This is a genomic window from Hylemonella sp. GW821-FHT12C09, assembly GCF_058807395.1.
This window is the reverse complement of the sequence record NZ_JBXAQQ010000013.1, coordinates 49,986-69,234: the sequence shown is the minus strand read 5'-3', so window position 1 is coordinate 69,234 and position 19,249 is coordinate 49,986. Positions and strand designations below refer to the sequence as shown.

Below are 19,249 nucleotides of genomic sequence, written 5' to 3'. Positions count from 1 at the left end.
TTTTAGGGGGTTGCCGGTGTGGCGGTGAGGTGGTCTACCAGCAGCCGCGCGGTGACGGGCAGGGTGGAAAAGTCGCGGGCGACGAGCTCGATGCGGCGGTGGGCCCAGTCGTCCTGAAGGGGTACACAGGCCAGCTTGCCCACGCCGTGCATGAGCTCGAAAGCGCGGCGCGGCATCACGCCCACGCCCAGGCCGTTGTGGATCATGCGGCACATGGCGTCCAGGCCCGTGACGTGGATGCGCAGGCGGATGCTGCGGCCGGCAGCCGCGGCGGCTTCGCGCATGGCCAGGTAGATGGAACTGGTGGCGTGCAGGCCCACATGGTCCCAGTCCAGGGTCTGCACGAAGGCGATGGCGCCGGCTGAGGCCAGCGGATGACCCTGGGGCACGATGAGCACGAGTTGATCTTGCCGGTAGGGCAGGGTCTGCAGCTCACCCGTGCCAACCGCCACATTGCAGACACCGAGGTCGGCGGCACCTTCCTGCACGGCGCGCACGACCTCGGTGCTCAGGTGCTCTTCGAGGTCGATCTTGACCTGCTCGTGCGCGCGGATGAAGGCGCCCAGGTCCTCGGGCAGGAATTGCACGATGGCCGAAATGCTGGCATGCACACGCACATGGCCACGCACGCCGTCCACGTATTCGCTAAGCTCGCCCTGCATCTTCTCCAGGCTGTAGAGCACGGAGCGTGCGTGGTGCAGCAGGCTTTCGCCGGCCGGCGTGAGGTCCACCCCACGCGTGTGCCGATACAGCAGCGGGGTGCCCAGCGTGGCTTCGAGGTCAGCCAGGCGTTTGCTGATGGCCGAGGCGGCGATGAATTCGCGTTCGGCCGCGCGGCCGATGCTTCCGAGTTCGCAGACGGCCACGAACAGCTGCAGGGACGTGAGGTCCATGCGGCGGGCGAAGCTGCGGTCGGCGGTTTTCATCGGGTGACTCTGGATTTGTCATCGCGCTTGACGATGAGTTTTCCATTTTCCCTTATGAAGGATGTGTTTGTCATCGTGTTTCACGATGACTGTGCTGCCCTGCGGGCGATGCTTGCACCCGGTTCCCCGGGTGCAAGGACTCAGTCGACGATCAAGGCTGGATTGAGCAGGCGCACGCGGTGGTCCACGTAATAACCACCGAATTCGGTGTACCGCAGCACCAGGCGCTGGCAGGTCTGGCAGCGCCAGACGTCGCAGCGGTTGTAGGGGAACCAGGCCAGGGCCACCGGGGCGGAGGGGTCGTCATAACGCGTGCCGGCGGGGTGGCATTCCTCGAAGGTCGGCTCATCAACCTCGGGATCGCGCAGGGTGGCGAGCTGGGTCATGAGTGCGGCGGGCCAGCGCTCTTCGGTCAGGCTGGTCCAGCCGGTGTAGGCCCCCAGGCCGCAGGCACAAGGTTCCGTGCCCGGGGCTTCAGTCTGCAGGGCGCGCAGTTCGGCGGCGAGCCGGATCAGTTTCATGCGTATGTCCCAAAGAAAAAGCCCGCCGACGTTGCCGTGCGGCGGGCTCTGTGGCGCGGCTTAGCGCTTGGCCAGCGGCGGCACGTCGCGGCGCGGCGAGCCGGTGAAGAGTTGGCGCGGACGACCGATCTTGTACTCGGGGTCGCTGATCATCTCGTTGAGCTGGGCGATCCAGCCCACGGTGCGGGCCAGCGAGAAGATGCCAGTGAACAGGTTGACCGGGATGCCGATGGCGCGTTGCACGATGCCCGAATAGAAATCCACGTTCGGGTAAAGCTTGCGCTGCACGAAGTAGTCGTCTTCCAGGGCGATCTTCTCCAGGGCCATGGCCAGCTTGAACAGCGGATCGTTCTCCAGGCCCATCTCCTGCAGCACTTCCTTGCAGGTTTCCTGCATGAGCTTGGCGCGCGGGTCGTAGTTCTTGTAGACACGGTGACCGAAGCCCATGAGCTTGACGCCCGAGTTCTTGTCCTTGGCCTGCTTGATGAACTCGCCGATCTTCTCGACGCCGCCGTTCTTCTGGATGTCACCCAGCATGTTGAGTGCCGCCTCGTTGGCGCCACCGTGAGCCGGGCCCCAGAGGCAGGCCACGCCGGCGGCGATGGCTGCAAACGGGTTGGTGCCTGAGGAGCCGCACAGACGCACGGTCGAGGTGGAGGCGTTCTGCTCGTGGTCGGCGTGCAGGATGAAGATGCGGTCCAGGGCGCGTTCAAGCACCGGGTTGACCTGGTAATCCTCGCAGGGCGTGCCGAACATCATGCGCAGGAAGTTGCCGGCATAGCTCAGGTCGTTGCGCGGGTACATATAGGGCTGGCCCACGCCGTACTTGTAGGCCATGGCCACCAGGGTGGGCATCTTGGCGATCAGGCGGATGGCGGCAATCTCGCGGTGCTCGGGATTGTTGATGTCCGTGCTGTCGTGGTAGAAGGCCGACAGGGCACCGACCAGGCCGGTCAGCACCGCCATGGGGTGGGCGTCGCGGCGGAAACCACGCAGGAAGAACTGCATCTGCTCGTTGACCATGGTGTGCATGGTCACGCGCTTGGTGAAGTCGGTTTTCTTCTGGGCGTCCGGCAGGTCACCGTAGAGCAGCAGGTGGCAGGTTTCCAGGAAGTCGCACTGGGTGGCCAGTTGCTCGATCGGGTAACCGCGGTACAGCAGCTCGCCCTTGTCGCCATCGATGTAGGTGATGGCCGACTGGCAGGATGCCGTGGACAGGAAGCCCGGGTCATAGGTGAACATGCCGGTCTGGCCATAGAGCTTGCGGATGTCGATCACGTCCGGGCCGATATTGCCCTGGTAGACCGGCAGCTCCATGCTGGGGGTGCCGTTACTGAACGACAGGGTGGCTTTGTTGTCAGCGAGTTTCATGGGGGCCTTTCAGCAGGTTTCTCTCAACATTTTCAAAACTTCTTGCACATCCGCGCGGTCCAGTTCGGGGCTGACTTCGGCCAGCGGCTTGCGACCCAGGTGCAGGTCCAGCAGGTCGTTGTCGCTCAGATCCATCAGAGCGGTCAGACCCTGCGACTGGCGGACGGTCAGCGCGGACTCGAACTTGCGGAAAAAACGTTCGATGAAAAGGTCGTTTTCGAGCAGGCCGCGGCGGCAGCGCCACTTCAGCTTGCTCAGGCCCCTCTCGTCGATCAGTTCATTGTCCACGGCGAATCTGCTGGTTTGCTTACACCGCGCGGGCGACCATCATTTCCTTGATCTTGCCGATCGCCTTGGTCGGGTTCAGACCCTTGGGGCAGACGTCGACGCAGTTCATGATGGAGTGGCAGCGGAACAGGCGGTAGGGGTCTTCCAGGTTGTCCAGGCGTTCGCCGGTGGCCTGGTCACGGCTGTCGGCGAGGAAGCGGTAAGCCTGCAGCAGGCCGGCCGGGCCGACGAACTTGTCCGGGTTCCACCAGAAGCTCGGGCAGCTGGTGGAGCAGCTGGCGCACAGGATGCACTCGTACAGGCCGTTGAGCTCTTCACGCTCTTCGGGGCTCTGCAGGCGCTCCTTCTCGGGCGGTACGTCCTCATTGACCAGATAGGGCTTGATCGAGTGGTACTGCTTGAAGAACTGCGTCATGTCGACGATCAGGTCGCGCACCACCGGCAGGCCGGGCAGGGGCTTGAGCACCACGGTGCCCTTGAGCGTCTTCATATTGGTCAGGCAGGCCAGACCGTTCTTGCCGTTGATGTTCATGGCGTCCGAACCGCACACGCCTTCACGGCAGGAACGGCGGAAGGACAGGGTGGGATCAACCGCCTTGAGCTTGATCAGGGCGTCGAGCAGCATGCGCTCGTTGCCGTCGAGTTCGACCTCGAGGGTCTGCATGTAGGGCTTGGCGTCCTTGTCCGGGTCGTAGCGATAGATCTGGAACGTGCGTAGGGTCATGATGTCACCTGTTCTATTCAGTTGGGGTCAGAGCACATCGCTGCGCGAGGGGTCTGACCCGCAAGGTTTCAGAATGTACGAACCTTGGGCGGGACGGATTCGACCGTCAGCGGCTTGAGGTTGACCGGCTTGTAGCTCAGGCTGTTGTTCGCGCTGTGCCACAGGGTGTGTTTCATCCAGTTGGCATCGTCGCGGCCCAGCGGTGCCACCGCGTCATCCACCGGGCGCTCGTAGTCGCTCACGGTATGGGCGCCACGGCACTCCTTGCGGGCAGCGGCGGAGACCATGGTGGCCTGGGCGCATTCGATCAGGTTATCGACTTCCAGCGCCTCGATGCGCGCGGTGTTGAAGACCTTGGAGGTGTCCTTCAAGCCGATGTGCTTGCTGCGCTCGCGCAGGGCGGCGATCTTCCTGACACCCTCGTCCATGCTGGCCTGGGTGCGGAACACACCGGCGTGCTGCTGCATGGCGGCGCGCATGTCATTGGCCACGTTCTGGGCGTATTCGCCGTTGCTGGCGGAATCCAGCCGCGCCAGGCGCGCCAGCGTGCGGTCGGCGGCATCGGCCGGCAGCGACTTGTGCGACTTGGTGCGCGAGGCGAAGTCGACGATGTGGTTGCCGGCGGCACGGCCGAACACCAGCAGGTCGAGCAGGGAGTTGGTGCCCAGGCGGTTGGCGCCATGCACGCTGACGCAGGAGCATTCGCCCACGGCATACAGGCCGTTGACGACCTTGTTGCTGCTGCCGTCATGCACCACCACCTGGCCGTTGATGTTGGTCGGGATGCCGCCCATCTGGTAGTGGATGGTGGGCACCACGGGGATCGGCTCCTTGGTGATGTCCACGTTGGCGAAGTTGACGCCGATCTCGTAGACCGAGGGCAGGCGCTTGTGGATGGTCTCGGCGCCCAGGTGGTCGAGCTTGAGCATCACGTAGTCCTTGTTCGGACCGCAACCGCGACCTTCCTTGATCTCCTGGTCCATGCAGCGCGAGACGAAGTCGCGCGGTGCCAGGTCCTTCAGGGTCGGGGCGTAACGCTCCATGAAGCGCTCGCCATTGCTGTTGAGCAGGATGGCGCCTTCACCGCGGCAGCCTTCCGTGAGCAGCACGCCCGCGCCGGCCACGCCGGTGGGGTGGAACTGCCAGAACTCCATGTCCTGCAGCGGGATGCCGGCGCGCGCCGCCATGCCCAGGCCGTCGCCGGTGTTGATGAAGGCGTTGGTGGACGCCGCGAAGATGCGGCCGGCGCCACCGGTGGCCAACAGAACCGTCTTGGCGTGCAGCACGTGCAGGTCGCCAGTCTCCATTTCCAGGGCGGTCACGCCCACCACGTCGCCTTCGGCGTCTCGGACCAGGTCCAGCGCCATCCACTCGACGAAGAACTGGGTGCGCGCGGCGACGTTCTGCTGGTACAGCGTGTGCAGCATGGCGTGGCCGGTGCGGTCGGCCGCAGCGCAGGCGCGCTGCACGGGCTTCTCGCCGTAGTTGGCCGTGTGGCCGCCGAAGGGGCGCTGGTAGATGGTGCCGTCGGGGTTGCGGTCGAAGGGCATGCCCATGTGCTCCAGGTCGTACACGACCTTGGGCGCTTCACGGCACATGAACTCGATGGCGTCCTGGTCACCGAGCCAGTCGGAGCCCTTGACGGTGTCGTAGAAGTGGTAGTGCCAGTTGTCCTCGGACATATTGCCCAGCGAGGCACCGATGCCACCCTGGGCTGCCACGGTGTGCGAGCGGGTCGGGAACACCTTGGACAGCACGGCCACGTTCAGGCCGGCGCGGGCCAGTTGCAGCGACGCGCGCATGCCGGAGCCGCCGGCCCCGACGATGACGACGTCAAATTTGCGCTTGGATACGGAATAGGACATGGGTCAGAGTCTCCACAGGACTTGGATGGCCCAGCCGGCACAGCCAGCCAGCCAGACGATGGTGAATACCTGCAGGGACAGGCGCAGCCAGACCGGCTTGACGTAATCCATCCAGATTTCGCGCATGCCGACCCAGACGTGCCAGATCAGTGCGACGATGACAGCGAAGGTCAGGGCCTTCATCCACTGCGGCGCGAAGATGCCGGCCCAGCCCTCGTAGCCCAGGGGGCCGCGGGTAGCGAGCACCTTGACCAGCACAATGGCGGTGAACAGGACCATGAGGGCGGCGGTGACGCGCTGGGCCAGCCAGTCGCGCAGGCCATAGTGGGCACCGACGACGAGGCGCTTGGAGCCGTAGTTGACGGACATAGTAGGTTTCCTAGTCAGTGAGGGCGGAGCTGGGGGCCAGGCACGCCATTAATACAGATTGAACAGCTTGGCGCCCAGCACGGCGGTCAGGCCCAGGCTGAGCACCAGCGTCACGATGGCCGAGCGGCGGCCGAATTCCTTGCTCACGGCGTGCGCCACGTCCATCCACAGGTGACGCAGGCCGGCCACGATGTGGTGCAGAAAGGCCCAGATCAGGCCCAGGGCGATCAGCTTGATGAACCAGCCCGGCAGGAAGCCCAGACCCGCGCTGAAGGCAGCGCTGAAACGGGCGTACGAGAACTCGGAGGACACCGAGGTGTCGAACAGCCAGATGATGAAGGGCAGCAGCAGGAACATGATCAGACCGCTGATGCGATGCATGCCGGAGACGAGAGCGGCCAGTGGCCAGCGATACGTCGGCAGGTCCTTGAGGGCGTTGATGTTGCGGAACTCGGGGCGCTGTGGCCGGGAGGGGGTGGCAAGCTCAGTCATGGGTGGGCTTTCTGTGGATGTAACCGCTTTGTAATTTTCGGGCTTTCGCAGCGGCAAATTCTATTGCAATGCAGCATTCATTGCTCTGTGGCGGCGGATTCATTCTGCGATCCACAGCTCGTAACCAAGTTTCTCAGCTCAGGACATTGCGGTAATGGTGCGTGTCGGTCAGGTACAGGCCACGACGCAGTTCCATGGGCGCGTCGTTATAGGTATAGGCAATCCGCTCCACGCTCAGCAGTGGCGTGTTCCTGCCCACCTTGAGCAGGGCGCACTGGGCTGCATCGGGCAAGACGGCGCGTATCTTCTCTTCGGCGCGCACCATGCGCACGCCGAATTCGGTTTCGAACAATTCGTACATATGGCCGTGATGCTGGCTCAAGCGCTCGGCGGTCAGCCCCTTGAAGGGCAGGCCGGGCAGCCACAGGTCTTCCAGGATGGTGGGGCGACCCGCGAAGGACAGCACGCGCCGCGCCTGCAGCACGCTGTCTCCGCTGCGCAGCGCCAGCGCGCGCGCGATCTCGGCGCTGGCACGCAGGCGCTTGCAGTCGATGATGTTGCGTTCAGCCGGACCTTCGCTCTGGCGGTCGCCCTGGTCGGGCATCAGGCGCAGGAAGCGGTACTGCACATGCTGCTCGGCATGGGTGGCCACGAAGGTGCCTTTGCCCTGGCGGCGCACCAGAAGGTGTTCGGCCGCCAGTTCGTCGATGGCCTTGCGCACCGTGCCCTGGCTGACGCGGTAGCGCGCGGCCAGATCCATCTCGCTGGGGATGGCCTCGCCCGGTTTCCATTCGCCCGACTGCAGGCTTTGCAGGATCAGGCCCTTGATCTGCTGGTACAGGGGGCTGAAGGCCGGCGCAGCCGCCGCCGGCCCGCCGCTTTCTGCGGAGGGGTCGGCCAGGGAGGGCGAGCTGGGGGTCATAAGGACGGCCGGGGCATGAAGTGAGGGGGCATTATCGGTCCGAATCATATCTTATATAAGACATAAGACAAATTGATAAATTGGTGTTTTCGCGCTACACTTTCGGATACATCCGGGGTACCACCGGCACGCTGTCCGGCACGGTTCCATGGTCACCCATCCCACATCACCATCTGGAGTTTCCAACATGAGCAAAAAGCCCGTTCGCGTCGCCGTCACCGGAGCCGCCGGTCAAATCGGTTACGCCCTGCTGTTCCGCATCGCATCCGGCGAGATGCTGGGCAAGGACCAGCCCGTCATCCTGCAACTGCTGGAAATTCCCGACGAGAAGGCCCAGAAGGCGCTCAAGGGCGTGATGATGGAACTCGAAGACTGCGCTTTCCCGCTGCTGGCCGGCATGGAAGCCCACAGCGATCCGATGACCGCGTTCAAGGACACCGATTACGCCCTGCTGGTGGGTTCGCGTCCGCGCGGCCCGGGCATGGAGCGTGCCGAGCTGCTGGCCGTCAACGGCGCCATCTTCACGGCCCAGGGCAAGGCCCTGAACGCCGTGGCTTCGCGCAAGGTCAAGGTGCTGGTGGTCGGCAACCCGGCCAACACCAACGCCTACATTGCCATGAAGAGCGCGCCGGACCTGCCGCGCAAGAACTTCACCGCCATGCTGCGCCTGGACCACAACCGCGCTGCCAGCCAGATCGCTGCCAAGACCGGCAAGGCCGTGGCCGATATCGAGAAGCTCACCGTCTGGGGCAACCATTCGCCCACCATGTACGCTGACTACCGCTTCGCCACCATCAAGGGCGAGAGCGTGGCCAAGATGATCAACGACCAGGAATGGAACGCCAATGTGTTCCTGCCCACCGTGGGCAAGCGCGGCGCCGCCATCATCGAGGCGCGTGGCCTCTCCTCCGCCGCTTCGGCTGCCAACGCCGCCATCGACCACATGCGCGACTGGGCTTTGGGCACCAACGGCAAGTGGGTCACCATGGGCATTCCGTCGGACGGCCAGTACGGCATCCCGAAGGACGTCATGTTCGGCTTCCCCGTCACCTGCGAAGGCGGTGAGTACAAGCTGGTCGAGGGCCTGACCATCGACGAATTCAGCCAGAAGTGCATAGCCAAGACCCTGGCCGAGCTGGTGGGTGAGCAGGACGGCGTCAAGCACCTGCTGTAATTTCCATGGCTCACCCGCGCGACATCCTCCTCGGCGCCCAGGCCGCAGCCGGTTTCCTGCCGGTCTGCGACCATTACAGCGGCGTCGAGCTGCGCATGCGCAAGAGCCTGCAACTGCAGGCCGAGATGACGGCCGAGTTCGGCGCCTGCGTGTTCGACGTCTCGCTCGATTGCGAAGACGGCGCGCCCGTGGGCGGCGAGCGTGACCATGCGCTGATGGTGGTGGCGCTGGCGAACGAGGCCCAGGCCAGCGCACGAAAGGCCGCCTTGCCTGCAACACCTCGCATCGCGGTGCGCGTCCATCCGGTGGACCATGCGGCCTTCGACGCCGATGTGGCCACCATCGTCGGTGGCGCCGGTAAAGCCTTGTGCCATCTCATGATCCCCAAGGTCGAGACGGTGGCCGATGTCGAGCGCGCCGTGGCGGCGATCGATGCGGCGGCCCGCACCGCCGGTCGGGCCGATCCGCTGCCCTTGCAGGTGCTGCTGGAATCGCCGGCGGCCGTGCACCGTGCGTTTGACATTGCCGCGCATCCGCGCGTGCAGTCCATCAGCTTCGGTCTCATGGACTTTGTGTCGGCCCATGGGGGGGCCATACCCGACAGCGCCATGAGTTCGCGGCCCGACCGGTTGACGGGGGAAATGGGCCAGTTCACGCACCCACTGGTCTTGCGCGCCAAGCTGGAGATCGCCGCGGCCTGCCACGCGCACGGCAAAGTGCCTTCTCATTGTGTGGTGACTGAATTCAGCGACACTGAAGCCATGAAGGCTGCAGCTCGCAAGGCTTCGCGCGAATTCGGTTACACGCGCATGTGGAGCATCCACCCGAGCCAGATCCGACCCATCCTGGAGGCGCTCGCGCCCAGCGGGGCCGATATCGAGCGCGCCGCTGCCATCGTCGAGGCGGCCGAGCGGGCGCAGTGGGCCCCCGTGAGTTTTGAGGGGCAACTGCACGACCGTGCCAGCTACCGTTATTTCTGGCAGGTGCTGGAGCGCGCCCACCAGACCGGGCGCGTCCTGCCCCTTGCCGTGCAAGCCTATTTCGCGACCCCGGTCGCATTGGAAACCCCCGCTGTTCCCGCCTGAGGCGAGAGCGCTTTTTTGAATTGCTAAGAAGGAGTCACCATGTTGCAAGCCTACCGCGCCCATGTCGCTGAACGAGCCGCACTCGGCATCCCCCCGCTGCCGCTGACGGCCAAGCAGACCGGCGAGCTGATCGAGTTGCTCAAGAATCCGCCCAAGGGCGAAGAGACCACCCTGGTCGAGCTGATCACGCACCGCGTGCCGGCCGGCGTGGACGACGCGGCCAAGGTCAAGGCCAGCTACCTGGCGGCCGTGGCCCACGGCACCGAAAAATGCAGCCTGATCTCGCGCGAGAAGGCCACCGAGCTGCTGGGCACCATGCTGGGCGGCTACAACCTGACCCCGCTGATCGACCTGCTGGACGATGCCCAGGTGGGCAAGGTCGCCGCCGAGGGCCTGAAGAAGACGCTGCTGATGTTCGACCAGTTCCATGACGTGCAGGAAAAGGCCGCCAAGGGCAATGCCAACGCCAAGGCCGTGGTCCAGAGCTGGGCCGATGCCGAGTGGTTCACCAGCCGTCCCGAAGTGCCCAAGAGCATCAAGCTCACCGTGCTCAAGGTGACCGGCGAGACCAACACCGACGACCTGTCGCCCGCGCCCGACGCCTGGAGCCGCCCGGACATTCCGCTGCACGCCCTGGCCATGCTCAAGAACAAGCGTGACGGCATCACGCCCGAGGAAGACGGCAAACGCGGCCCGATCAAGTTCATCGAAGACCTGCGCGCCCGCGGCAACCTGGTGGCCTACGTTGGCGACGTGGTGGGCACTGGCTCTTCGCGCAAGTCGGCGACCAACAGCGTGCTGTGGTTCACCGGCGAGGACATCCCCTTCGTGCCGAACAAGCGTTATGGCGGCGTCTGCCTGGGTTCCAAGATCGCCCCGATCTTCTACAACACCATGGAAGACGCTGGCGCCCTGCCGATCGAGCTGGACGTGAGCCAGATGAACATGGGCGACACCATCGAACTGCGTCCCTATGAAGGCAAGGCTCTCAAGGATGGCAAGGTCATCGCCGAATTTACGGTTCGCAGCGAGGTGCTCTTCGACGAGGTGCGCGCCGGTGGCCGCATCCCGCTGATCATCGGCCGCGGCCTGACCGGCAAGGCGCGCGAGGCCCTGGGCCTGCCCCCGAGCACCCTGTTCCGCCTGCCGCAAGTGCCCAAGGCCACCGGCAAGGGCTTCACGCTGGCCCAGAAGATGGTCGGCCGCGCCTGCGGTCTGCCCGAAGGCAAGGGCGTGCTGCCCGGTACCTATTGCGAACCCAAGATGACCTCGGTCGGTTCGCAGGACACCACCGGCACCATGACACGCGACGAGCTCAAGGACCTGGCCTGCCTGGGCTTCAGCTCCGATCTCGTCATGCAGTCCTTCTGCCACACCGCTGCCTATCCGAAGCCGGTGGACGTGAAGATGCACCATGAGCTGCCCGAGTTCATGAGCAACCGCGGCGGCATCTCGCTCAAGCCCGGTGACGGCATCATCCACAGCTGGCTCAACCGCATGCTGCTGCCCGACACCGTGGGCACCGGTGGTGACAGCCACACGCGTTTTCCCATCGGCATCTCCTTCCCGGCCGGCTCCGGCCTGGTGGCCTTCGCGGCCGCCACCGGCGTCATGCCGCTGGACATGCCCGAGTCGGTGCTGGTGCGTTTCAAGGGCAAGATGCAGCCCGGCGTCACCCTGCGTGACCTGGTGCACGCCATTCCGCTGTACGCGATCAAGCAGGGCCTGCTGACGGTCGAGAAGAAGGGCAAGAAGAACGCCTTCTCCGGCCGCATCCTCGAGATCGAGGGCCTGCCGGACCTGAAGGTGGAACAGGCCTTCGAGCTGGCCGACGCCTCGGCCGAGCGTTCCGCTGCAGGTTGCACAGTCGCGCTGAACAAGGAACCCATCATCGAGTACATCAACAGCAATATCGTGCTGCTGAAGAACCTGATCGCCAACGGCTATCACGATGAGCGCACCATCAGCCGTCGCATCAAGGCCATGGAAGCCTGGCTGGCCAAGCCCGAGTTGCTCAAGGCCGACAAGGACGCCGAGTACGCCCATGTGGTTGAGATCGACCTCAACGAGATCACCGAGCCCATCGTCTGCTGCCCCAACGATCCAGATGACGCCAAGACCCTGTCCGACGTGGCCGGCGCCAAGATCGACGAAGTGTTCATCGGCTCGTGCATGACCAATATCGGCCACTTCCGCGCGGCCTCCAAGCTGCTCGAAGGCAAGAGGGATATCCCGGTCAAGCTGTGGATGGCGCCGCCGACCAAGATGGATGCGCAGCAGCTGAACGAAGAGGGACACTACGCGACCTTTGGTGCCGCGGGCGCCCGCATGGAAATGCCGGGTTGCAGCCTGTGCATGGGCAACCAGGCGCAGGTGAAGGAAGGCGCGACCGTGATGTCCACCAGCACGCGCAACTTCCCCAACCGCCTGGGCAAGAACACCAATGTGTACCTGGGCTCGGCCGAACTGGCCGCGATCTGTTCCAAGCTGGGTCGTATCCCGACCAAGGCCGAGTACCAGGCCGATATGGGGGTCCTGTCCGCCAACGGCGACAAGGTCTACAAGTACCTGAACTTCGACCAGATCAACGAGTACAAGGACGTGGCCGACAAGGTCACTGCCTGATCCACGCGAGCTGTTGATCCAAGGCCCTGTGGCGCGAGCCGCAGGGCTTTTTTCATGGGCCCGTCGATAATTTGAGGCATGAACACCCTCCAGTCCCTTCCTTTCTCGCTGCAGACCGTGCTGTTGCTGATCGGCAGCAATGTCTTCATGACTTTTGCCTGGTACGGCCACCTGAAGAACCTGGCGACCGCACCCTGGTACTGGGCGGCGCTGGCCAGCTGGGGCATTGCCTTGTTCGAGTACCTGCTGCAGGTGCCGGCCAACCGTATCGGCTTCCAGCAGGCCGGCTTCACGGTGGCCCAGCTCAAGATCATGCAGGAGGTCATCACGCTCAGCCTCTTTGTGCCCTTTGCCGTGCTGTACCTGAAGGAGCCGTTCAAGCTCGACTACCTCTGGGCGGCGCTGTGCATGGTGGGGGCGGTGTACTTCATCTTCCGGTCTGCCTGAAACGTCAGCAAGCCGCAGGCATGCCGCGGTTAAACTTCACGCCATCCCAGTCCAACGACCGAACCAGAATCAGGAGTTAGCCATGCTGTTTGGAAAACTGATGCCGCGCGACGGCAATTTCTTCGAGATGTTCAACCAGCATGCGGACCGCATCGTGGAAGCGGCGCGGGCCTTTTCCCAGCTGGTGGCGCATTACAGCGACGTCAACCTGCGCGAGCAGTACAACCGGGATGTCGACAATGCTGAAAAGGCAGCCGACCGCATCACCCACGAGGTCAACAAGGCCCTGCACAAGACCTTCATCACCCCGATCGACCGGGAGCAGATCCATTCGCTGATCAACACCATGGACGACGTGGCCGACCTGATCCAGGACGCGGCCGAGACCATGGCCCTGTACGACGTGCGTCACATGACCGAGGAAATCGTGCGCCTGACCGAACTCAGCGTGAAGTGCTGCGAGCGCGTCAAGGATGCGGTCTACCTGCTCAACAACATTGGCGACGCCAAGACGGCCGAAGCCGCCCTCAAGACCTGCGAGGAAATCGACCGGCTGGAGTCCGATGCCGACCGCGTCATGCGCACCGCCATGAGCAAGCTGTTCCGCGAAGAGCCGGACGTGCGCGAGGTCATCAAGCTCAAGGCGATCTACGAACTGCTGGAGACCGTGACCGACAAGTGCGAGGACGTGGCCAACCTGATCGAGGGCGTCGTCCTCGAGAACGCCTGAACGAGCGGCGTCCGTCATGGAAAATATTCCGCAAGCCGCCCTCTGGGTGATCATCCTGCTGGTGTTCCTGGCACTGGCCTTCGACTTCATGAACGGCTTTCATGACGCGGCCAATTCGATCGCCACGGTGGTGTCCACCGGCGTGCTCAAACCCGGTCAGGCGGTGCTGTTTGCCGCCTTCTTCAATGTCATCGCCATCTTCATCTTCCACCTTAGCGTGGCCGCGACGGTGGGCAAGGGCATCGTGCAGCCCGGGGTGGTCGACACCCACGTGGTGTTCGGTGCGCTGATCGGCGCTATCACCTGGAATCTGATCACCTGGTATTACGGCATCCCCAGCAGCTCCTCGCATGCCCTCATAGGTGGCATCGTGGGCGCCGTGATCGGCAAGGCAGGTACGGATGCGCTGCTTTCTGCGGGCATTCTCAAGACAGTGGTGTTCATCTTCGTCTCGCCTTTCCTGGGTTTCCTGCTGGGTTCGCTGATGATGCTGCTGGTGGCCTGGCTGTTCCGCCGCAGTTCGCCTTCGCGCGTGGACGGCTGGTTCCGCCGCCTGCAACTGGTCTCGGCCGGCGCCTACAGCCTGGGCCACGGCGGCAACGATGCGCAAAAGACCATCGGCATCATCTGGATGCTGCTGGTCGCCACGGGTTACATGACGTCCAGCGACAAGGCGCCGCCGTCTTGGGTGGTGGTGAGCTGCTACATGGCCATCGGCCTGGGCACCATGTTCGGCGGCTGGCGCATCGTCAAGACCATGGGGCAGAAGATTACCAAGCTCAAGCCGGTCGGCGGTTTTTGCGCCGAAACGGGCGGGGCCATCACGCTATTCCTGGCCACCAGCCTGGGCATACCGGTCTCCACCACCCACACCATCACCGGCGCCATCGTTGGCGTGGGGTCGGCCCGGCGTGCCAGCGCGGTGCGTTGGGGGGTGGCCGGTAATATCGTCTGGGCCTGGATTTTCACCATCCCGGCCAGTGCCTTCGTGGCCATCGTCGCCTACTGGATCAGCCTCGGGCTGTTCTGAATTGTCACTGCCTCATGAGAAAAGGGCCGGAGGGCCCTTTTCTCATGGGGTGTCGGCGCCTCACTGGCTGATTTTGCGTGCTTCCTCGACCTGGTATTCGAAGTAGCGCTGAAAGCTGAAGGCGATGCTGGACATCAGTACCGTGGTGCCCACGAGCAAAGCGCAGACCACGGCGCCGATGGTCAGCCAGCCGGTCTGGCCGGCGGGTGCGTCGGCTGGCGCCTGGGGGTTGTAGCGGGCATTCCATTTTTCGTCAGTCATCAGTCCATAGACGATGGCGTTGAGCGAGCAGGCGGCGATGGTGAAGCCCAGTAGCGGGATCAGCACCCAGCTCCAAAGGTCGTCCAGCCCGTATTGCAGCACGCGCTCGATGCCGTAGATGCCCAGCGCGGTCGGGATGGGGAGCGCCCAGCCGATCAGGTCGTTGAAGCCGCGCAGGTAGAAACGGTGCAGGCCCAGGGGGCCAGCCAGAAAGGTCAGCCAGGCGGCCAAGGTCTTGTTTTTGAGCATGGGCTGATTGTGCCGGGAACGGGGGCTGTTGGCATGCCCATCCAATGGATGGGGCATGGGGCACACAGTACAGGCTATAATCGCAGGCTCTTCGGTGTGTCGCTGGCCGGGTGGCCAGTCGCGTGTCTCAAACATCGGAAGAATCGCGGCGTGCAGCTCATGCGGCATGCTTCACCCACCCAAAGGACAAATCATGGTCGTGATTCGACTTTCCCGTGGCGGCGCCAAGGCCCGTCCGTTTTTCAACATCGTCGTAGCCGACAAGCGTACCCGTCGTGACGGCCGCTTCATCGAGCGCATCGGTTTCTACAACCCGATCGCCACCGCCAGCGAGGAAAGCATTCGTATTGCACAAGATCGCCTGACCTACTGGCTGGGCGTCGGTGCCCAGGCTTCCCCCACCGTGGAACGCCTGATCAAGCAGTCTGCTGCCAAGAAGGCCGCCTGACCTGATCCCCCATGACGCTCGAACTCGAAGCCGCTGAATTGCCAGCGGATGCCATCGAAGTCGGGCGCATCCTTGATGCCTGGGGCATCAAGGGCTGGTTCAAGGTTCAGCCCTACAGCGCCTCTGCAGAGGCGCTGTTTTCTTCCAAGCGCTGGTTCCTGCTGCCGTCCGAAAGAGGTGCCAAGACCTTTACCGGTCCGGTGCAGTTGTCCATCAAGGAAGCGAAAGAACACTCGGATTCGGTGGTGGCCACGGCGCACGATGTGCCCGATCGCGACACGGCCGAGGCCCTGCGCGGTGCCCGCATCTTCGTGGCCCGCTCCAGCTTTCCCACGCCTGATTCGGGCGAGTACTACTGGGTCGACCTGATCGGCCTGGACGTGGTCAACCGCGAAGGCTTGCCTCTGGGGACGGTGCAGGAACTGCTGTCCACCGGCCCGCAGACTGTGCTGGTCATCGCCTATGAGCAAGACGGCAAGCCGGCCGAGCGCATGATCCCTTTTGTCGCGACCTATGTCGACGACGTGGATCTCAAGGCCCGCCGCATCCGCGTGGACTGGCAACCCGATTATTGAAGCCGGACGTCCGTCCCATGCGCTTCGACGTCCTGACCCTGTTCCCCGAACTGTTTGCCCCGTTGCTGAGCAGTGGCATCACCCGCCGCGCCTATGAGGCTGGCCAGGTCGAGGTGCAGTTGCACAACCCGCGCGACCATGCCGAGGGCAACTATCGCCGTGTCGATGACCGGCCCTTCGGCGGCGGCCCGGGCATGGTCATGATGGCCGAGCCGCTCACGCGTTGCCTGCAACAGGCCCAGGCGCAGCGCCAGGCACCCGGGCCTGTCCTGCTGTTTTCCCCCCTGGGAAAGCCCCTGACCCATGCCGTGGTCGAACGCTGGGCCGCCAGCGACGGCGCCGTGCTGGTCTGTGGCCGTTACGAGGGGATCGATCAGCGTTTCATCGACACCCATGTGACCGAGCAGATCAGCCTGGGAGATTTCGTGTTGTCGGGTGGCGAGATTGCCGCCATGGCCCTGCTGGACGCCGTCGCCCGCCTGCAGCCCGGTGTGCTGGGTGACGCTGACAGCCACGCCCTGGACAGCTTCAACCCGGCCCTGGATGGCCTGCTGGACCACCCGCATTACACGCGGCCCGAGTCCTGGGGGGGGCAGGGCGTGCCCGAGGTGCTGTTGTCGGGCCACCACGGCCAGATCGAACGCTGGCGCCGCGAGCAGCGGCTGGCGCTGACCGCCCGGCTGCGGCCGGAGCTGATTGCCCGGGCCCGCGAGGCCGGCCGCCTGAGCCGCCAGGACGAGGCCTATCTGGCCAGCCTGCCCAAGCCCCTGGCCTGAAGCGGGCGCTTCCTGCTATAATTTCAGGCTTTCCAGATCCTCTGGCCGGCCGCTGGCCCTTTGTGGCTCAGCACTGCGTGTCATCCCGACACGGGCGCGGACAAGATCATTAGAGGTAAACATGAACCTGATCCAGACCCTCGAGCAAGAGGAAATCGCCCGCCTGGGCAAGAAGATCCCTGAATTCGCACCTGGTGACACCGTCATCGTGAGCGTGAACGTGGTCGAAGGCACCCGCAAGCGCGTGCAGGCCTACGAAGGCGTGGTGATCGCCAAGCGCAACCGTGGACTCAACAGTGGCTTCACCGTGCGCAAGATCTCCAGCGGCGAAGGCGTGGAACGTACCTTCCAGACCTACAGCCCGCTGATCGCCAGCATCGAAGTCAAGCGCCGCGGTGACGTGCGCCGTGCCAAGCTGTACTACCTGCGCGACCGCAGTGGCAAGTCGGCCCGTATCAAGGAAAAGCTGGTCAGCAAGGCCGCCGCTTAAGCGCCGGTCCGCTGTCCGAATAAGCCGCCCTCGCTTCTGCCCGGGCGGCTTTTTTGTTTTTGTCGTCGGGCGCGCTGCGCTCAACTTCGCTGCGCGAAGCGAGCCTGCGACGCAAGCCGCCAACTGGCGGGTTGCGGCCTTCTAGCAGATACTTGTAGCGTGTCTTCCGCCGATCACATCACCCCCCTGTCCAAGCTGCCCAACTTCGATCCGCGCAGCGTGCCGGTGGTCGGTGTCGATGCGCATCTGCCGCCGGTACCGGCCGAACGCCTGCTGGCCGAGGCCCTGCGCCGGCGTTTTGCCGCGCCACCGGCCTGGGAGCCCGAGGTCCGGGCCGAGCCCCGTTTCACGCAGCGCAAGCCGGCGCAGGCCGCCGTGCTGCTGCCGCTGGTGGCCCGGTCCGAGCCCACGCTGCTGCTGACCCTGCGCACCAGCCACCTGGCCCATCACTCAGGCCAGATCGCCTTTCCCGGCGGCAAGGTCGATCCGGCCGACATCGACGTGGTGGACGCCGCCCTGCGCGAGGCCGAGGAAGAGGTGGGGCTGACGCGTGATTTCGTCCAGGTGCTGGGCACCTTGCCCATCTACACCACGGGAACGGCCTTTGTCATCACGCCGGTCGTGGCGCTGGTGCGTCCCGGCTTCACGCTCACGCCCAACGCGGGCGAGGTGGCCGATGTGTTCGAGGTGCCGCTGTCTTTTCTGCTCGACCCGGCCAACCACCGGCGCCACGCCTTCGAGTTCGAGGGGTTGCGTCGCGAATGGTTTTCCATGCCCTGGCAGGACGCCGGCACCGAGCGCTACATCTGGGGGGCTACGGCTGGCATGTTGCGCAATTTTTATCGCTTCATGGCGGCCTGAGCGGCGGCGCCGGCCTGGACAGGCGCCTTGCGTCGTTATGATCTTGGCATGAGTTTCTTCTCCCTTTTGCTGGCCTTGCTGATCGAGCAGGTGCGTCCGCTGGCCCGCGGCAATGCGGTGCATGCCGGCATGCGCAGTTGGCTGCGCTGGGTGGTGCGCAAGCTGGACGCGGGTGAACGCTCGCATGGCTGGCTGGCCTGGGGTTTTGCCGTCCTGCTGCCCAGCGGGATGGCCTTGCTGATCTACTGGCTGCTGTGCCAGTTCGTGGGCTGGCCCTTGGCCATGCTCTGGAACGTGGCCGTGCTCTACGTCACCCTGGGCTTTCGCCAGTTCAGCCATCATTTCACCGCCATCCGCGATGCGCTCCAGGCCGGTCACGAAGAGGAGGCGCGCCGCCTGCTGGCCGAGTGGCGGCAGATCGATGCCAGCGAACTTCCGCAGCGCGAGATCGTGCGTCACGTCATCGAATTCTCCGTGCTTGCGGCCCATCGCCACGTCTTTGGCGTGCTGAGCTGGTTCATTGTGCTGGCCGTCCTGGGGATGGGGCCGGCGGGTGCCGTGCTGTACCGCCTGGCCGAGTTCGTCACGCGCTACTGGCCCTACGTCTCGCGGCGCCAGGCGCCTTCTGTCAGTGATGCGGCCTGCGGCGCCGCGGCACGCGCCTGGCAGTGGCTGGACTGGTTGCCCGCACGCATTACTGCGCTGGGTTTTGCCGTGGTCGGCAGCTTCGAAGATGCCGTCGACAACTGGCGTCGTTATGAATCCCTGCCCGAGAGCGAGGGGGTGGGCGGCAACGACGGCCTGATCGTGGCGGCCACGGCCGGCGCCATCAACGTGCGCCTGGGCACGACGGCCATGGCCCAGGGGGCAACCCAGGCCCAGTCCGACATGCCGGCCGCCTCGGCACGGCATGAGCCGCAGCTGGCCCATCTGCGCAGCATCGTGGGCCTGGTATGGCGCTCGGTCGTGCTCTGGATGCTGCTGCTGGCGCTCCTGACGCTGGCGCGCCTGATCGGCTAG

Annotated in this window: 22 protein-coding genes; 12 read left to right on the top strand and 10 right to left on the bottom strand. The window is 64.5% G+C overall.

Annotated features, from left to right (window positions below; translation table 11 throughout):
• Positions 1 to 2: 2 nt before the first annotated feature.
• From AC1RRP_RS18260 to AC1RRP_RS18220, 9 genes are all read right to left on the bottom strand, one after another.
• Positions 3 to 926: a LysR family transcriptional regulator gene (locus AC1RRP_RS18260; protein ID WP_493038730.1), complete on the bottom strand. Its 924-nt coding sequence runs from the start codon at positions 924 to 926 to the stop codon at positions 3 to 5.
• A 140-nt stretch (positions 927 to 1,066) separates the two neighbouring features.
• Positions 1,067 to 1,447, bottom strand: coding sequence for a hypothetical protein (locus AC1RRP_RS18255; RefSeq protein WP_493038728.1), 381 nt, complete (start codon positions 1,445 to 1,447; stop codon positions 1,067 to 1,069).
• 60 nt (positions 1,448 to 1,507) lie between these two features.
• Positions 1,508 to 2,818 carry a citrate synthase gene (gene gltA, locus AC1RRP_RS18250; RefSeq protein WP_493038726.1) on the bottom strand — a complete coding sequence of 437 codons (1,311 nt, stop codon included), beginning with the start codon at positions 2,816 to 2,818 and terminating at the stop codon, positions 1,508 to 1,510.
• Between the two features lie 9 nt (positions 2,819 to 2,827).
• Complete coding sequence (locus AC1RRP_RS18245) at positions 2,828 to 3,106, bottom strand: FAD assembly factor SdhE (protein WP_493038724.1); 279 nt, start codon at positions 3,104 to 3,106, stop codon at positions 2,828 to 2,830.
• 19 nt (positions 3,107 to 3,125) lie between these two features.
• Entirely contained in the window at positions 3,126 to 3,830 is a 705-nt protein-coding gene (locus AC1RRP_RS18240) for a succinate dehydrogenase iron-sulfur subunit (protein WP_493038722.1), read from the bottom strand.
• Positions 3,831 to 3,898: 68 nt separating this feature from the next.
• Entirely contained in the window at positions 3,899 to 5,695 is a 1,797-nt protein-coding gene (sdhA, locus tag AC1RRP_RS18235) for a succinate dehydrogenase flavoprotein subunit (protein ID WP_493038720.1), read from the bottom strand.
• Between the two features lie 3 nt (positions 5,696 to 5,698).
• Positions 5,699 to 6,064, bottom strand: coding sequence for a succinate dehydrogenase, hydrophobic membrane anchor protein (gene sdhD / locus AC1RRP_RS18230; protein WP_493038718.1), 366 nt, complete (start codon positions 6,062 to 6,064; stop codon positions 5,699 to 5,701).
• Between the two features lie 48 nt (positions 6,065 to 6,112).
• Positions 6,113 to 6,556, bottom strand: coding sequence for a succinate dehydrogenase, cytochrome b556 subunit (gene sdhC / locus AC1RRP_RS18225; protein WP_493038716.1), 444 nt, complete (start codon positions 6,554 to 6,556; stop codon positions 6,113 to 6,115).
• Positions 6,557 to 6,689: 133 nt separating this feature from the next.
• Positions 6,690 to 7,478, bottom strand: coding sequence for a GntR family transcriptional regulator (locus AC1RRP_RS18220; protein ID WP_493038714.1), 789 nt, complete (start codon positions 7,476 to 7,478; stop codon positions 6,690 to 6,692).
• 187 nt (positions 7,479 to 7,665) lie between these two features.
• Here AC1RRP_RS18220 and AC1RRP_RS18215 point away from each other — a divergent pair, with 187 nt between their 5' ends.
• The 6 genes from AC1RRP_RS18215 to AC1RRP_RS18190 all read left to right on the top strand — a co-directional run bounded on the left by AC1RRP_RS18215 (position 7,666) and on the right by AC1RRP_RS18190 (position 14,569).
• The gene (locus AC1RRP_RS18215; protein WP_493038712.1) at positions 7,666 to 8,652 is read left to right on the top strand and encodes a malate dehydrogenase; all 987 of its coding nucleotides are present in this window, start codon (positions 7,666 to 7,668) and stop codon (positions 8,650 to 8,652) included.
• A gap of 5 nt (positions 8,653 to 8,657) precedes the next feature.
• The gene (locus AC1RRP_RS18210) at positions 8,658 to 9,737 is read left to right on the top strand and encodes an HpcH/HpaI aldolase/citrate lyase family protein (protein ID WP_493038710.1); all 1,080 of its coding nucleotides are present in this window, start codon (positions 8,658 to 8,660) and stop codon (positions 9,735 to 9,737) included.
• A gap of 39 nt (positions 9,738 to 9,776) precedes the next feature.
• On the top strand, positions 9,777 to 12,362 hold the full coding sequence (locus tag AC1RRP_RS18205; RefSeq protein ID WP_493038708.1) for a bifunctional aconitate hydratase 2/2-methylisocitrate dehydratase: 2,586 nt from the start codon (positions 9,777 to 9,779) through the stop codon (positions 12,360 to 12,362).
• 78 nt (positions 12,363 to 12,440) lie between these two features.
• Positions 12,441 to 12,809, top strand: a complete 369-nt coding sequence (locus AC1RRP_RS18200; RefSeq protein WP_493038706.1) for a DMT family protein — start codon at positions 12,441 to 12,443, stop codon at positions 12,807 to 12,809.
• 82 nt (positions 12,810 to 12,891) lie between these two features.
• A complete protein-coding gene (locus AC1RRP_RS18195; RefSeq protein ID WP_493038704.1) occupies positions 12,892 to 13,539 on the top strand; it encodes a DUF47 domain-containing protein in 648 nt (215 codons plus the stop codon).
• A gap of 16 nt (positions 13,540 to 13,555) precedes the next feature.
• Positions 13,556 to 14,569 (top strand): inorganic phosphate transporter, encoded by a 1,014-nt coding sequence (locus tag AC1RRP_RS18190; protein WP_493038702.1) that lies wholly within the window; start codon positions 13,556 to 13,558, stop codon positions 14,567 to 14,569.
• Positions 14,570 to 14,629: 60 nt separating this feature from the next.
• Here AC1RRP_RS18190 and AC1RRP_RS18185 read toward each other — a convergent pair whose 3' ends face one another.
• Positions 14,630 to 15,079, bottom strand: coding sequence for a TM2 domain-containing protein (locus AC1RRP_RS18185; protein WP_493038700.1), 450 nt, complete (start codon positions 15,077 to 15,079; stop codon positions 14,630 to 14,632).
• Positions 15,080 to 15,272: 193 nt separating this feature from the next.
• Here AC1RRP_RS18185 and rpsP point away from each other — a divergent pair, with 193 nt between their 5' ends.
• The 6 genes from rpsP (at position 15,273) to AC1RRP_RS18155 (ending at position 19,249) form a co-directional block, all read left to right on the top strand.
• Positions 15,273 to 15,527: a 30S ribosomal protein S16 gene (rpsP, locus tag AC1RRP_RS18180; RefSeq protein ID WP_057676842.1), complete on the top strand. Its 255-nt coding sequence runs from the start codon at positions 15,273 to 15,275 to the stop codon at positions 15,525 to 15,527.
• Between the two features lie 11 nt (positions 15,528 to 15,538).
• The gene (gene rimM / locus AC1RRP_RS18175) at positions 15,539 to 16,102 is read left to right on the top strand and encodes a ribosome maturation factor RimM (protein ID WP_493038698.1); all 564 of its coding nucleotides are present in this window, start codon (positions 15,539 to 15,541) and stop codon (positions 16,100 to 16,102) included.
• Between the two features lie 17 nt (positions 16,103 to 16,119).
• Complete coding sequence (trmD, locus tag AC1RRP_RS18170; RefSeq protein WP_493038696.1) at positions 16,120 to 16,878, top strand: tRNA (guanosine(37)-N1)-methyltransferase TrmD; 759 nt, start codon at positions 16,120 to 16,122, stop codon at positions 16,876 to 16,878.
• Between the two features lie 121 nt (positions 16,879 to 16,999).
• Positions 17,000 to 17,368 carry a 50S ribosomal protein L19 gene (gene rplS, locus AC1RRP_RS18165; protein ID WP_493038694.1) on the top strand — a complete coding sequence of 123 codons (369 nt, stop codon included), beginning with the start codon at positions 17,000 to 17,002 and terminating at the stop codon, positions 17,366 to 17,368.
• Between the two features lie 159 nt (positions 17,369 to 17,527).
• Positions 17,528 to 18,229, top strand: a complete 702-nt coding sequence (locus AC1RRP_RS18160) for a CoA pyrophosphatase (protein ID WP_493038692.1) — start codon at positions 17,528 to 17,530, stop codon at positions 18,227 to 18,229.
• Between the two features lie 48 nt (positions 18,230 to 18,277).
• Entirely contained in the window at positions 18,278 to 19,249 is a 972-nt protein-coding gene (locus AC1RRP_RS18155; protein WP_493038690.1) for a CobD/CbiB family protein, read from the top strand.

Coding starts and splice junctions, on each gene's coding strand:
- AC1RRP_RS18260 (WP_493038730.1), bottom strand. CDS start 926: ATGAAAACCGCCGACCGCAGCTTCGCCCGCCGCATGGACCTCACGTCC.
- AC1RRP_RS18255 (WP_493038728.1), bottom strand. CDS start 1,447: ATGAAACTGATCCGGCTCGCCGCCGAACTGCGCGCCCTGCAGACTGAA.
- gltA (WP_493038726.1), bottom strand. CDS start 2,818: ATGAAACTCGCTGACAACAAAGCCACCCTGTCGTTCAGTAACGGCACC.
- AC1RRP_RS18240 (WP_493038722.1), bottom strand. CDS start 3,830: ATGACCCTACGCACGTTCCAGATCTATCGCTACGACCCGGACAAGGAC.
- sdhA (WP_493038720.1), bottom strand. CDS start 5,695: ATGTCCTATTCCGTATCCAAGCGCAAATTTGACGTCGTCATCGTCGGG.
- sdhD (WP_493038718.1), bottom strand. CDS start 6,064: ATGTCCGTCAACTACGGCTCCAAGCGCCTCGTCGTCGGTGCCCACTAT.
- sdhC (WP_493038716.1), bottom strand. CDS start 6,556: ATGACTGAGCTTGCCACCCCCTCCCGGCCACAGCGCCCCGAGTTCCGC.
- AC1RRP_RS18220 (WP_493038714.1), bottom strand. CDS start 7,478: ATGACCCCCAGCTCGCCCTCCCTGGCCGACCCCTCCGCAGAAAGCGGC.
- AC1RRP_RS18215 (WP_493038712.1), top strand. CDS start 7,666: ATGAGCAAAAAGCCCGTTCGCGTCGCCGTCACCGGAGCCGCCGGTCAA.
- AC1RRP_RS18210 (WP_493038710.1), top strand. CDS start 8,658: ATGGCTCACCCGCGCGACATCCTCCTCGGCGCCCAGGCCGCAGCCGGT.
- AC1RRP_RS18205 (WP_493038708.1), top strand. CDS start 9,777: ATGTTGCAAGCCTACCGCGCCCATGTCGCTGAACGAGCCGCACTCGGC.
- AC1RRP_RS18200 (WP_493038706.1), top strand. CDS start 12,441: ATGAACACCCTCCAGTCCCTTCCTTTCTCGCTGCAGACCGTGCTGTTG.
- AC1RRP_RS18195 (WP_493038704.1), top strand. CDS start 12,892: ATGCTGTTTGGAAAACTGATGCCGCGCGACGGCAATTTCTTCGAGATG.
- AC1RRP_RS18190 (WP_493038702.1), top strand. CDS start 13,556: ATGGAAAATATTCCGCAAGCCGCCCTCTGGGTGATCATCCTGCTGGTG.
- AC1RRP_RS18185 (WP_493038700.1), bottom strand. CDS start 15,079: ATGCTCAAAAACAAGACCTTGGCCGCCTGGCTGACCTTTCTGGCTGGC.
- rpsP (WP_057676842.1), top strand. CDS start 15,273: ATGGTCGTGATTCGACTTTCCCGTGGCGGCGCCAAGGCCCGTCCGTTT.
- rimM (WP_493038698.1), top strand. CDS start 15,539: ATGACGCTCGAACTCGAAGCCGCTGAATTGCCAGCGGATGCCATCGAA.
- trmD (WP_493038696.1), top strand. CDS start 16,120: ATGCGCTTCGACGTCCTGACCCTGTTCCCCGAACTGTTTGCCCCGTTG.
- rplS (WP_493038694.1), top strand. CDS start 17,000: ATGAACCTGATCCAGACCCTCGAGCAAGAGGAAATCGCCCGCCTGGGC.
- AC1RRP_RS18155 (WP_493038690.1), top strand. CDS start 18,278: ATGAGTTTCTTCTCCCTTTTGCTGGCCTTGCTGATCGAGCAGGTGCGT.